Origin of the sequence: Microseira sp. BLCC-F43 (genome assembly GCF_041929235.1) — a bacterium.
GTDB lineage: Bacteria > Cyanobacteriota > Cyanobacteriia > Cyanobacteriales > Aerosakkonemataceae > Microseira.
Genome location: NZ_JBHFNP010000073.1, coordinates 19,719 through 33,454, shown reverse-complemented (window position 1 = coordinate 33,454; position 13,736 = coordinate 19,719). Strand labels below are relative to the sequence as shown.

The 13,736-nt window shown below is 48.3% G+C and carries 8 protein-coding genes; 6 read left to right on the top strand and 2 right to left on the bottom strand.

The window, feature by feature from the left end; all coding sequences use genetic code 11:
- Positions 1-6: 6 nt before the first annotated feature.
- From ACE1CM_RS11780 to ACE1CM_RS11770, 3 genes are all read left to right on the top strand, one after another.
- On the top strand, positions 7-213 hold the full coding sequence (locus tag ACE1CM_RS11780) for a DUF2283 domain-containing protein (protein WP_374877661.1): 207 nt from the start codon (positions 7-9) through the stop codon (positions 211-213).
- A gap of 27 nt (positions 214-240) precedes the next feature.
- Positions 241-6,558 carry an ATP-binding protein gene (locus tag ACE1CM_RS11775; protein WP_374877660.1) on the top strand — a complete coding sequence of 2,106 codons (6,318 nt, stop codon included), beginning with the start codon at positions 241-243 and terminating at the stop codon, positions 6,556-6,558.
- 131 nt (positions 6,559-6,689) lie between these two features.
- On the top strand, positions 6,690-8,078 hold the full coding sequence (locus ACE1CM_RS11770) for a CheR family methyltransferase (protein WP_374877659.1): 1,389 nt from the start codon (positions 6,690-6,692) through the stop codon (positions 8,076-8,078).
- A 135-nt stretch (positions 8,079-8,213) separates the two neighbouring features.
- On the opposite strand, the gene ACE1CM_RS11765 is transcribed toward ACE1CM_RS11770, so the two are convergent.
- Complete coding sequence (locus ACE1CM_RS11765; RefSeq protein WP_374877658.1) at positions 8,214-8,438, bottom strand: hypothetical protein; 225 nt, start codon at positions 8,436-8,438, stop codon at positions 8,214-8,216.
- A 496-nt stretch (positions 8,439-8,934) separates the two neighbouring features.
- Positions 8,935-10,467, bottom strand: a complete 1,533-nt coding sequence (gene purH / locus ACE1CM_RS11760) for a bifunctional phosphoribosylaminoimidazolecarboxamide formyltransferase/IMP cyclohydrolase (RefSeq protein ID WP_374877657.1) — start codon at positions 10,465-10,467, stop codon at positions 8,935-8,937.
- 300 nt (positions 10,468-10,767) lie between these two features.
- On the opposite strand from purH, the gene ACE1CM_RS11755 reads away from it, so the two are divergent.
- The 3 genes from ACE1CM_RS11755 to ACE1CM_RS11745 are packed head-to-tail and all read left to right on the top strand — an operon-like array spanning position 10,768 to position 13,680.
- Positions 10,768-11,490 (top strand): calcium-binding protein, encoded by a 723-nt coding sequence (locus ACE1CM_RS11755; RefSeq protein WP_374877656.1) that lies wholly within the window; start codon positions 10,768-10,770, stop codon positions 11,488-11,490.
- Positions 11,491-11,530: 40 nt separating this feature from the next.
- The gene (gene rppA / locus ACE1CM_RS11750; protein WP_374877655.1) at positions 11,531-12,220 is read left to right on the top strand and encodes a two-component system response regulator RppA; all 690 of its coding nucleotides are present in this window, start codon (positions 11,531-11,533) and stop codon (positions 12,218-12,220) included.
- An 11-nt stretch (positions 12,221-12,231) separates the two neighbouring features.
- Positions 12,232-13,680: a sensor histidine kinase gene (locus ACE1CM_RS11745; protein ID WP_374877654.1), complete on the top strand. Its 1,449-nt coding sequence runs from the start codon at positions 12,232-12,234 to the stop codon at positions 13,678-13,680.
- Positions 13,681-13,736: the final 56 nt, after the last annotated feature.

The following is a 13,736-nucleotide window of genomic DNA, read 5'->3' as shown; positions in this document are numbered from 1 at the left end:
ATTACAATGCAAGCCAAATACGATACAGAACAAGATATTTTGCGGATTCGTTGGTCAGATGCCCCGATTGAAGAAAGCGACGAAGAACAGCCTGGAGTCATTCTTGACTACGATCGAGAAGGCAATGTCATTGGTGTAGAAATTCTCAATGCTTCCCGCAAGATCGGTCACTGGCAACAGTTAATCGCGTTAAACCAAGTTCATCAACCCTAGCGTTGAATTGCCGCAGCCATAAGTGCTATGCAACAACAAAGCGTCACCCTGAAGGACATTTTGATTACAGAGGAGCTATCTAAGCGATCGCCTCGTCCTCCCAACTGGCAGGCAGAAGCTCAGGCAATGCGAAGTCTGGCACGACAGATGGCGCGAGAGTCGCAAAGTTTGCTGCAAATCTTGGTTGATATTGCCCTGGAGCTTTGTCGGGCAGGAACCGCAGGGGTTAGCTTGCTTGAAACCGTTGATCGAGAAGAAGTTTTTCGCTGGAGTGAACGTTCTGGAAGATTCACACACGATGGCTTGATTCCTCGCAACTTTAGCCCCTGTGGAATTTGCGTTGATGGTCTACAGTCCGGCAGCGTTGAGCGCGGCACAGCGCAGCTTTTCTCCTATCCCGAACGATATTTTACCTATCTTCAAGATCCGAACGTTCCGATCGTTGAAGTATTACTGTTGCCTTTAATTGCGGACGATCGCGCGATCGGTGCAATCTGGATTATGTCGCACGACGAGCAGCGGCAGTTTGATGCAGAAGATGTGCGTGTCATGACCAGTTTGGCAGACTTTACCGCTGCTGCCTTACTGTTAAACCAGAGACAAACCGGAGAACTGCTAGCTGTCAACGCGGCTCTAGAAGCAAAAATTGCAGAGCATCAGCAAACAGAAGCACAATTAAGCGAAACGCAAAAACGGCTTGAATTATCCTTAACTGGCGCAAATTTGGGAACCTGGACCTATCGCGTTAGCACCGATGAGTTTTGGGCAGACGATCGCGCCAAGCAAATGCATGGACACGAACCCCACGAAGTACATACCTTTGAAGAAGCCGGAGTCCATATTCACCCGGAAGACCGCGATCGCGCTCAAGCAGCCTTTGCCCAAGTCATCCAAAACCGCTCTAAACTGCAAATAGAATGCCGTGTCATTTGGCGCGATCGCAGCGTTCACTGGATTGCGTCCTATGCCGAATTCGTTCCAGGAAACAATCAAGACGACGGCATGTTTTACGGGATTGTCCAGGACATCACCGAGGCGAAGCGCGAGGAAGCCGAACGCGCCCAAGCAGAAGCTGCCCTGCGCCAGAGTGAGGCGAGACTGGCGTTAGAACTGGCGGATGCTAAACAGTTGCAGTTCATCAGCAGCCAGTTGGTTCAGGAGGAAAATATTGATGCCCTGTATGAGCAGATTTTGGATGCGGCGATCGCCATCATGCGCTCAGAGATGGGGAGTATGCAAATGCTGCATCCTAACAGAAACGAACTCCATCTCCTGACCTGGAAAGGCTTTGACCGGGCATCGGCAGCATTTTGGCAGGTGGTGCAGGTTGAGTCGGAGACGACCTGCGGCATCGCTTTGAATCGGGGTGAGCGGGCGATCGTTGCCGATATCGAAACCCACGAGTTTATCCCTGGCAGTGAGGATCTCGAGGCTTTTCGCCGTTCAGGAATCAGAGCAGTGCAGTCCACCCCATTGATCTCCCGCACGGGTCGGGTAGTCGGCATGATTTCTAATCACTGGCGTGAACCGCATCAGCCCTCCGAACGGGAGCTAAATCTGCTCGATGTGCTGGCACGACAGGCTGCCGATTTGATTGAGCAGCGGCAAGCCCAAGTTGCCTTGCGCGAGAACGAATCACATTTCCGCACATTCGTCAACGCCAGCTCGGAGAGTGTGTATAAAATGAGCGCAGATTGGAGCGTGATGCACAACCTGGAAGGCAAGCAGTTTATCGCCAGCACCACCACTCCGAATAGCACCTGGCTTGATGAATATATTCCCGAAGATGAACAGCCGCAGGTGTGGGCTGCCATTGAGTCAGCCATCCAAACCAAAAGCAATTTTGAATTAGAACACCGCGTTTTTCGAGAAGACGGCACGATCGGCTGGACGTTCTCCCGTGCTATTCCGTTGCTGAATCAGCAGGGTGAGATTATTGAATGGTTCGGAGCAGCCAGTGATATCAGCGATCGCAAGCAAACGGAAGCCGCATTGCGTGAATCAGAAGAGAAATATCGATCGCTGTTTGAGTCGATGGATGAGGGTTATATTCTCGTTGACGCGATCTTTGACGAGAACGACCAACCAATCAACCTCCTCTATCTAGAAGCAAATCCGGCGGCGGTGAAAATGATGGGAACCGAACTCGTCGGACGACGAGTCCTGGAGATTGACCCCAACTTTGAATCGCGTTGGTTTGAAACCTTTGGCAGAGTGGCGAAAACGGGCATCGGTGAACGCCACGAGTTTTACACCGCACCGCTTGATATTTGGTATAGCTTCTACGTTTTCAAAGTGGGTGAGCCAAACGAGACGCGAGTTGCTGCTATTTATCAGGACGTAAGCGATCGCAAACGGCACGATGCAAATCTCGCCTTTTTAGCCGAAGTCAGCCAAGACCTTGCGCGTCTGACAAACATCGACGAGACGATGAATGCGCTGGGCGAAAAAATCGGCAGACATTTCGACCTGTCGGCATGCGCCTTTGCCGAACTTTATGGGTCGGCTGGAATTGCAGTCATCGACTACAACTGGCATCGCAGCGACGTGCCGAGCCTGCGTGGCACGTATCGCATGCAAGAGTTTTTAACACCCGAAGTTATGAAACTTTGTCTCGCAGGAGTTGATATCGTCATCCGCGACGTGTTCGACGACCCCCTGACCGATGGCGAGCAGTTTGCGACTCTGAATATCGGCTCTTTCCTCAGCATACCGCTTATCCGCAATGGCGAGTGGCAATTCCTGCTCGTCATCTATCGTAGCGAACCCCATGACTGGCGCGACGACGAAATTGAACTGACCCGCGAACTCGCCAACCGCATCTGGACGCGGCTTGAACGCGCCCGCGCCGAAGTAGGGCTGCGCGAATCAGAAGAAAAATATCGACTGCTGTTCAATTCGATCGATGAAGGCTACGCGCTGTGCGAAGTGATGTATGACGAGAATGAAAGACCCGTTGATGTGCGGTATCTGGAAGTCAATCCCGCATTCGAGCAATTGAGCGGATTGGAAAATGTGGCAGGCAAAACGGTAGTCGAACTCCTTCCTGGCATTGAATCTTTCTGGATTGAAACGAGCGACAGAGTGGCTCAGACTGGCGTTGCCACCCGCATTGAAGAGTATGCCGAAGGCTTAAACCGTTGGTTGGACGTTTACTTTTCGCGGGTCGGGGGTGAGGGCAGTCGCCAAATTGCCGTTGTGTTTAATGACATCACTGATCGCAAGCGCACAGAAGCACAATTGCGCCGCGCTGCCGAACTCGATGCCTTCCGGGTGAAGTTATCGGATGCACTGCGATCGCTCTCTGACCCCGTTCAAATTCAGGCCCAAGCGTGCCGTCTGCTGGGCGAGCATTTGAACGTTGACCGCGCCTACTATGTCGAAAACAATGAAGCAGAGGGTTACACGCGCGTCAATCAAAATTATTTGCGCGGTGACTCGCCCTCGCTCGTTGGCGTTTATCGGTTAGCGGATTACGACTGGACTCTGCCGTTCCTTCGCAGAGGCGAACCTCTCATCGTCGCGGATGCCCAAACCTCGGACATCATTCCCGAAGCCGACCGTGAGATGATGGTAGCTGTCAAAATTGCCGCGCATATCACCTCACCGCTGATCAAAGCAGGCACGTTGGTAGGCTCGCTCTGCGTCACTGAATCTGTACCGCGCCAGTGGTCAGCGGCGGAAGTTGAACTGGTGCGCGAAACTGCCGAACGCATCTGGGCAACCATCATCCGCGCTCGTGCCGAAACAGAATTGCGCGAATCAGAAATTCAACGGATTCAAGAACAATCCGCCCGCGAAGAAGAACGCCAACGCGCCGAAACACTGGCAGAACTCGATCGCGCCAAAACCACTTTCTTCAGCAACGTTTCGCACGAGTTTCGCACACCTTTGACGCTGTTACTTGCACCCCTGCAAGATGCCTTGAGCGATCGCACTCTTCCCATCGCTCATCGAGAACGCCTAAAACTGGCTCATCGTAATAGTCTACGCCTGCTGAAATTAGTCAATACGCTTCTGGACTTCTCGCGCATCGAAGCCGGACGAATTGAAGCCATTTATGAACCGACTGATTTAGCGCAATTTACGACAGAGCTAGCGAGTGTATTCCGTTCTACGATCGAACAGGCAGGGCTGCGGCTGATTGTCGATTGTCCGCCGTTACCTCAAGCGGTGTATGTCGATCGCGAGATGTGGGAAAAGATTGTTCTTAACTTGCTCTCCAACGCCTTTAAGTTCACGTTTGAGGGCGAAATTACCGTCAGGCTGTATATTGCCGATGGCGATATGGCTAACGCCACGCTTGGCGATCGCGTTATCCTCCAAATTCAAGATACGGGTACGGGGATTGCACCCGAACACCTGCCCCATCTGTTTGAGCGATTCTATCAAGTACGAGGAGTACAGGCACGAACCCATGAAGGGTCGGGTATTGGTCTAGCCCTGGTACACGAACTGATTCGACTGCATGGTGGAACCATTGATGTGAGTAGCACCGTAGGAGAGGGGAGTTGTTTTGCGATCGCCCTTCCTTTCGGGACAGAACACCTACCGAACGATCGCCTACGACTCGTCGTAGGCGATCGTATCATAGCAACACCTACCCTAGCATCAACCGCACTCAGCGCCGCCCCTTATGTTGAAGAGGCACAGCGCTGGATACCCCAAGAGGCAGGGGAGCAGGGGAGCAGGGGAGCAGGGGAGCAGGGGAGCAGGGGAGCAGGGGAGCAGGGGAGCAGGGGAGCAGGGGAGCAGGGGAGCAGGGGAGCAGGGGAGAGTGTAGATACTCGTTTATCTGGCTTAGATACTCGTTTATCTGGCTTAGATACTCGTTTATCTGGCTTAGATACTCGTTTATCTGGCTCAAATATTCGTCCGTTAAGCTCAGAGACTTGTTCATCTAGCTCAGAGACTTGTTCATCTGTTTCAGAGACTCGTTCATTAAGCTCAGAATCTCAAACTACTCCCCCAGCTCACCAGCTCACCAGCTCACCAGCTCACCCAGCTCCCCCAGCTCGCATTCTCCTAGTCGATGACAACGCCGACATCCGAGATTACTTGAGGCGGATATTGAGCGATCGCTTTCAAGTGGAAGCGGTTGCAGATGGTGCAGCGGCGCTAGCTGCGGCTACTGAGCGCGTGCCAGATCTCGTACTTACTGATGTGATGATGCCAGGACTAGACGGCTTTGAGTTGCTAAAAGCATTGCGCGCCGACCCACGCACCAGAGAGGTTCCCATTATCCTGCTTTCTGCCCGTGCCGGAGAAGAGTCTGTGATTGAAGGGTTGAAGGCGGGGGCAGACGACTACCTAATCAAACCCTTTTCGGCTCAAGAACTGGTGTCCCGCGTCAATGGTCATCTCCAGATGGCACAACTGCGCTCTGAAGCACTGCATCAGGAAAGAACGATCAATCGCCAGAAGGACGAGTTGCTGTCAACCGTTTCCCACGAACTGAATACACCCTTGGTCGCTATTCTCGGTTGGACGCGGTTACTGCGTGCCAATCCGTCGAATCAATCGATGTTGATCAAATCCCTGGAGACGATTGAGCGCAATGCCATGTTGCAAGCCAAACTGATCCAGGACTTGCTGGATATTTCCCGCATTACCGCAGGTAAACTGCGCTTGAGTCTTGCGCCTGTGGAACTGGAATCGGCGATCGAAATGGCGATCGCAACCGTAACTCAAACCGCCCAAGCAAAAGGAATAAACCTAAACTGGCGTCAAACCACAGGAAGAGGACGCGGTGAAGGGGAGACGCGGCGAGGCGGAGAGGAACCTGTGTCTGCCGAGAGGAGCGAATCGTCTGGTGTCCCCGACTTGAGTCGCAAAGAAGAAGAAAATTCTTCTTTGTTGGAATCCCCTAGCTCCTATCATGGAGTGTCCCCGCGTCCCCGTGTCTCCGACTCTCCGCGTCCTCTTAAAACTGATTCTATTGTTGTAATGGGCGATCGCGATCGCATTCAACAAGTCCTCTGCAATCTCCTGACCAATGCAATTAAATTTACCCCAGAAGGAGGCAGCGTCACGGTTGAATTGTCAATAATTAAAGGTGAAAAGCCCTCTGATAATTCTGACGCTGAAATTCGTGTCATGGACACAGGCATTGGTATCTCTGCTGAGTTTCTGCCCCATGTCTTCGATCGCTTCCGTCAAGCTGAACAATCAGGTTCAACCAAGGGATTGGGACTAGGGTTAGCGATCGCTCGTCACCTGGTTGAACTCCACAACGGTACGATTGGTGCCCAAAGTGCTGGAGTTGGGCAAGGAGCTACCTTTATGGTTAGGCTACCGCTGCTTGACAAGATTGAAACTCAGTCGGGACTTACGCAGAGACTCTAGATGTAGATGTAGGGTGCGTAAGCGTTGCGTAACGCACCAGCAACACCATATATGCTGTTGCTGCGTAAATCCTGTCAGTAATCAATGCTCAGCAAAGGCTTGAATACAACAGTTAAATAATAAAACTTGTGATGAATCAGCCTGAAGCCAACCCAGAATTTGAAGCACTATTAGACTACCTCAATCGCAGTCGAGGTTGCGACTTGACAGGCTATAAACGCTCTACTTTGATGCGCCGTTTTCGCCAGCGGATGCAGAATATCAAAATAGATAACTATCAGAGCTACTTACAGTATTTGCAATATCATCCTCAAGAGTATCTTGACCTGTTAAACGAAGTTCTAATCAACGTCACCAGTTTTTTCCGCGATCGCGAAGCTTGGGGTTATCTAGCCGCCGAGATCCTTCCCAAAATCCTTGCCAGCAAGCAACCCGATGAACTGATTCGAGTCTGGAGTGCCGGGTGTGCCGCCGGACAAGAAATCTATAGCCTTCTGATCTTACTAGCAGAAGCACTAGGCATCGAATCCTGCCTAAAACGAGTTCAGTGCTTTGCAACTGATGCAGATGAAGCCGCGCTGCAACAGGCACGAAGAGGCACTTACAGCGATCTAGAAATCGCAAGCATCCCTCCCAATCTATTGGAAAAATACTTTGAACAAACCGAACAAGGCTATGTCTTTCACCCAAAACTTCATAGCACAATCATCTTCGGTCATCATGACCTGACCCAGGATGCTCCCATGTCTAAAATTGATTTACTAGCGTGCCGCAATGTGCTGATGTATTTCAACCCAGAAACTCAAGCATCGATCCTGGTGCGCTTTCACTTTGCACTCAAAAACACAGGCTTCCTCTTCCTGGGTAAGTCAGAAACATTGATTAATCGCAGGCAAATTTTTACACCGATCAATTTCCAGCACCGAGTTTATGCCAAGTCGCTCAAGCTAGAACTCGAGGATCATCTATCCATCAACCCCAAATCTAGTAAAAACCAGGAAATCGCTCCCGCAACAACCCAAAGCTACTTCTGGCAAACCGCATTTGAAACTAGCCCAGTTGCCCAGTTAGCAGTAAATCTCAACGGTTACTTGCTTGGTGCAAACGAGCAGGCAAATCGGTTATTTGGATTAACCCTTGACGATTGGAACCGTCCCTTTGAAGAACTTGAACCTGGAAAGCTACTATGCTCCTACACTTCAATGACAAAGTTATACCGCAATCATCGTCTGGTGACTTTGAAGAATATCGAGTGGAACGCTTCACAAAGCATCAGGTATTTCGATATTGCGATCGCACCTGTTTTTAACTCTAAAAAACAATTGCTAGGCATTGTATTGACATTCCTCGATCAAACTGCATGCAAACGGCTAGCTGCAAAAGTCGATTTAACTAATTCCGAATTAGCCAAACTTTCTGAAACACTTCAAGCAACAGAATCTAAACTAGACAACATTCAGATGGAACTAGAGTCTGCTCATCAAGAAATCCAACTTCTTGCCCAAAACACACACCATTGATATCATGTTTGTTTGATTACCTATAGTTAGGACTGACGCGGGGATACGGGGACGCGGCGACGCGGAGATTTTTATAGCGGATTGCAAGCTCGTCTAGGGAAAGCGAAATCGCGCGAGTTTGTCAAGCGCGCCCCCTTAAGGGTGCGCGCTTGACAAACACAGGTGTACCTCATACGGCTGCAATCCGCTGTAATTAAGGGTGAAAAGTCGGACATCAATAGCATCTAACCCAGGGGGTAAAAAGTCAACTTCCGCTAATAAAACGGGCAAAATTCGCTCGACTACACCACTATTACCCGATGCAGCAGTAAGATAGGGTATTTCATGAATGGGATGGTCGGAAATAGAGGTAATTTGCACGCGAGTTGGTATCCTAGTTCAACCAGCTTTTTATACTACACGTAATACACAAGCGACTAGGGTTGGGCTTTCTGACTCGCTTCCCGGTAGAAGATTATCTACTTCTTCCTACTTCTTTCTACTTCTTCCTACTTCTTTCTTCCTGTTCTAATTCGCTACCCTTGAATCGCTCTTGCGCATCCGCAATGCTGAGGGAACGCTACCGCGTCTTCGTGGTTTAATTCTTCACCCAGGAAAGGAGTAACTGAGAGTTTTACTTCCATACGAAAAAGCGCCTGGGAGTCTTGCCGTGTTTCGACCCCAAGCGCTTTTTCACCAAAACTTGCTCCTCACACACCTCAAACAATATCAGTTGTTTAATCGCAGCAGATCTGAAGTGAGTGACACTTTCTCAACTGTAACATCTTGCTTGCGACATATTTCGTAAAGGAGAGTTGAAATTTCTTCACATATATCCCCGCAACTCACCGATTAAGGAGGTTGAGGGGATATTTTGCTAATGCAAAAAGTGACGAATTTCTGTAAAAATCATCACTAATCCTAGCTCATTCGCAGCTTTAATCGAATCTTGATCGCGCATACTGCCACCGGGTTGGACGAGCGCAATAATTCCGGCGGCGGCGGCGGTTCTTACCGAGTCGTCGAAGGGGAAGAAACCATCACTGGCGAGGAAAGCACCTTGTGCTTTTTCCCCAGCTTGTTCCAGGGCAATTTTTGCCGAACCGACGCGATTCATTTGACCCGCACCCACACCGATGGTAGTGCGATCGCGCGTTACTACAATCGCATTTGATTTTACATGCTTGCAGACTTTCCAAGCAAATAGCAATTCTGCTAATTGTTCTGGCGTCGGTTGTTTTTCCGTCACCACTTGCCACTTGCTGGTATCTTCTACCACATCATCGGATGCTTGTACTAGGAAACCGCCTGCAATTACTTTCACCGTTTCTTTTGGCCCGCCGCTCAAATCTGGCAAAATTAATACGCGCAAGTTAGATTTTTTCGCCAGAATTTCTTGCGCTTGGGTTTCGCATCCCGGTGCGACGATGCACTCTAAAAATGTTTTACTTAATTCCTTTGCTGTGGGTGCATCGATCGGTTTATTTAACGCCACAATACCGCCAAACGCGGAAACCGAATCGGCATTAAAAGCTTTTTGGTAAGCTTCCAATAAACTATTTCCTTCTGCCGTGCCGCAGGGATTGGTATGTTTAATAATCGTAGCGGCTGGTGTATCGGTAAATTCGGCAATAATGCGGCGCGCTGCTTCTAAATCGACTAAGTTGTTGTAGCTTAGTTCTTTCCCTTGGAGTTTAGTCGCTGCACTCCACCCGCTTTGAGTGGTTCCAGTTTGATACCAGGCGGCATTTTGATGGGGATTTTCGCCGTAGCGGAGTGATTGTAAGGGAAAGCCAGAAAGGGTAAATTGGGTTGGTTGCCCGGATTGGTTGCCCAGGTAGGATGCGATCGCGGCATCATAAGCGGCAGTATGACAAAATGCTTCGTAAGCGCAAGCTTGGCGAAACTCTAAAGATACTTCTCCCTGTGAATCGCGCAATTGTTGCAAATAGGCGTCATACTGCGCCGGATTGCACAAAACCGTTAGATGGGCGAAATTTTTAGCCGATGCCCGAATCATAGCAGGACCGCCAATGTCAATTTGTTCGATTGCCTCTGGTAGGGTAACGTTTTCTTTAGCGATCGTTTGCTCAAACGGATACAAATTCACCACGACTAAATCAATCGGGCGAATTTGATGAGTTTCTAAATCTACGATATCTTGGGGTAAATCTCGCCGTGCCAAAATCCCGCCGTGAATGCGGGGATGCAGCGTTTTGACTCGACCTCCCAAAATCTCAGGAAAACCCGTGTAATCCGATACCTTAGTCACAGGTAACCCAGCTGTTTTCAGCGCCGAAGCAGTTCCACCACTGCTGATCAGATCGAACTTAAATTCTTCCACCAAACTGCGGGCGAAATCGATTAATCCTGTTTTGTCAGATGTACTCAGCAGTGCCAGACGTACCATTGTTCAATTCTCAATTTGTAGTGCGGATTATGTTCTTCAGCGAAGTACCCACTACTGATGCTGTGCATACAGCCAGGGCTTTCTGTCTCATTCGCCGTTGCTCTGTTGGGAACACCGCAAAGGTGTTCTTCACCCAAGACGAGCCGAGCCAGACGCTGTGTCTAACTCGTATATTGATTACCCTAGCAGATTAAACAGGACATCCCAAGCTACTTCAGCTTTTTCTAACACCAATCACCTGTCACATTCTTGTCATCGTGAGATTGTAGATTGCCGTTAGCGAATTAGGAGCGATCGCCAATGGTAGTCAACATCAGAGATCTACAAGTCAAAGATGACTTCATCGTCTCAATTTCTGGGACAGTCGCCAGCATTCGCGAAGATGAGTTTATCTTAAGCGATCGCACGGGTCAAATTTTAGTTGATGCTGCTCCTGGAAAAGGGCAAATTTTCGGCTTAAATGTAGGCGAACAAGTCACGGTGGTCGGCGATCTAGATGACGCAGATTTTGATGCCATTAGCATTACTCGTGCTGATGGTTCAATTGTCTCAGTTCAAGCCGGAACCAAAGGTGGCGGTTTCTCTGGTGGTGGCAAAGGTGGTAAAGCTGATTTTGGCGGTGGTTTGGCTGCGGGGATCGATCCTTTAATTGGTTCCAGCGGTAACGATTTTATTTCTGGAGGCCAAAATCAAGATAATTTAGTTGGTGGAGATGGTAACGATACCTTGAGTGGAGGTTTGGGTGTAGATACTTTAACAGGAGGTGCTGGCAACGATTTATTTATACTCAGGCGGGATGACGCTGGCAGTAATTTTACTAATGTAGATACGATCGCAGATTTTACCCCAGGCGATCGCATTGGCTTCACAGGTGGAGTCTCTCTAGCAAACTTGAATCTCCAACCCTTTAGTAATTCTGGGCAAAATGGTACTTTAATTCAAGTTGCTTCTACAGGTGAAGTTCTCGGTTACGTGGCGAATGTAGCCCCAACAAACCTCAGCGGTGCTTTGATCGGTTTGTAGCCAATTTAAACAGAACTTATTCAGGTGTGGGGTTTTAAGCATGAGGATTTTATTCGTTGAAGACGATCCAGAACAATTAGAACCCTTACATGCCCTCTTATCTCGATCTGGACATATCGTAGATGGAGTGCAAGATGGAGACACAGCCCAATGGTTAATCGCAGAAAAAGACTACGATTTGATTATTTTGGACTGGATGTTACCAGGAAAAAGCGGGATTGAGTTGTGTAAGCAGTATCGTCAAGTTGGGAAAACAGCCCCGATTTTAATCCTCACTGCTAAAGACACCACACCTGATAAAGTTCTAGGATTAGATGCAGGGGCAGATGATTATTTAGTCAAACCTGTGGATGCAATCGAACTACTGGCAAGAGTGAGGGCATTGGGTAGGCGATCGCCTCTTTGGCAAGGTGATACCCTAAAACTAGCTGACTTGTGTTTGCATTTAGATGCAATGACAATTCAACGAGGAACGAAAACTGCAAAACTCAGCAGTCGTGAATTTCAACTATTAGAATACATGCTGCGCCATCCCCGCCAAGTTTTCACCCGCGAACAAATTGAGTTGGCTCTTTGGGAATGGGGAAACGAACCGGAAAGTAATGCCGTAGCAACGTTAGTTAAACGTCTGCGTCAGCGACTTAAAGAGGTACAATGTCAAGATTGGATCGAAACCGTCTACGGTGTTGGTTACCGTTTAACAGCGATGACCAGCGAGCAATTTTATTAATCCAGTTGCCAATGCTTAGAAATCTATACTCTAGCTGGAAAAAGATACCTGTACGCATTCGAGGAACAATTATTATTTCCATCCCCATTGGTTATTTATTCACCTCCCTCATTGCTTTTGCTTGGTTAAAAGCCAGTTTAGTTGAGGATGAAGCTTGGGTACAACACACGCAAAAAGTTCGCTTGGAAACCAAACGCTTGCTTACAGCTTTAGTCGATGCAGAAACCGGAGTGCGAGGCTATGGATTGACGCGACGAGATGCATTTTTAACTCCATATAATCAAGCCCGCGCCGTAATTCCCGATTCCCTGACAAAACTCAAAAATTTAGTACAAGACAATCTCCAGCAAACGCAACGGCTTGAAGAAATTCGCGGTTTGGTTAACGAAAATCTAGAAATATTGCAACATAAATTGACGTTACAACAAGAACTTAAAAAACTGAAGGGGCGAGAAGAATTAGTAGTTTCTACGATTGTTCTTTATGATTGGCTAGAAGAAGGAAAAGCCGCAATGGATGCTACTCGCGCCAAAATTGACCAGTTTGCCACGGAGGAAGAACGGCTCTTAAATGAGCGCAAGCAGCATCAGGAATTATATCGACAAATTACTTGGAGTTCAATTTGTTTATCGGCAATTATAGGGACAATTGGTGGTTTGCTGGCGTTTCACTTATTTTATCAATTAGAAATAGAATTAAACGAACGAGAATCTAGTTTGCGTCAATCTAATCAGCAGTTGCAACGATTTACCGCCAATGCTTCCCACGAATTACGCGCCCCTTTAGCCGCAATTCTCAGCAATGCTCAACTAGGATTAATGCTGCTAGAAGAGGAACCGGCTGAAGCCAAACAGCGATTAGAAAAAATTGTAGGGCTGACTAAATCGATCGGTAACCTAGTCAATGAATTATTATTTTTAGCCCGTCATGAAGGCTTAATTGCTCCCGAATCTATCAAGCTAATTGATTTGGGAAGTTTGCTCAACGATTTAACCCCGGACTGGCAAAATCAGGCAGAATCGCAAAATATTGCCTTTAAAACTCAATTGCCAATCGAGTCGATAATTGTTAAAGCTGATGCCGATTTATTGCGGCTGGCTGTGGTAAATTTACTCAGCAATGCTTGCCGATATACGAATGCGGGTGGAAAAGTTTGGTTGCGGCTGCTCAAAAAAAGCGATCGCGCAATTGTTCAAGTCGAAGATACTGGCATTGGTATCCCTCCCGAAGCTCTTGCCCATATCTTTGAACGGTTTTACCGCGTAGATCAAACGCGACGAAAAGTCCAGGGTGGATTTGGATTGGGATTGGCGATCGCTCAACAAATTATTCAAGCCCATAACGGAGAAATAACTGTTAGCAGTAAGCTTGGTGTTGGCTCTATTTTCCAATTATCTCTACCCTTAGAAATCGCCAATTATCAGACAGCCGTTGTGCCTGTAAATGGGAAATCGAAATAATTTTGTCATTTTGTAGTCATAATTTATTGTTAACCTATAATTAACCATTGATTTAA

Coding starts and splice junctions, on each gene's coding strand:
- purH (WP_374877657.1), bottom strand. CDS start 10,467: ATGGTACGTCTGGCACTGCTGAGTACATCTGACAAAACAGGATTAATC.
- ACE1CM_RS11770 (WP_374877659.1), top strand. CDS start 6,690: ATGAATCAGCCTGAAGCCAACCCAGAATTTGAAGCACTATTAGACTAC.
- ACE1CM_RS11745 (WP_374877654.1), top strand. CDS start 12,232: ATGCTTAGAAATCTATACTCTAGCTGGAAAAAGATACCTGTACGCATT.
- ACE1CM_RS11755 (WP_374877656.1), top strand. CDS start 10,768: ATGGTAGTCAACATCAGAGATCTACAAGTCAAAGATGACTTCATCGTC.
- ACE1CM_RS11780 (WP_374877661.1), top strand. CDS start 7: ATGCAAGCCAAATACGATACAGAACAAGATATTTTGCGGATTCGTTGG.
- rppA (WP_374877655.1), top strand. CDS start 11,531: ATGAGGATTTTATTCGTTGAAGACGATCCAGAACAATTAGAACCCTTA.
- ACE1CM_RS11775 (WP_374877660.1), top strand. CDS start 241: ATGCAACAACAAAGCGTCACCCTGAAGGACATTTTGATTACAGAGGAG.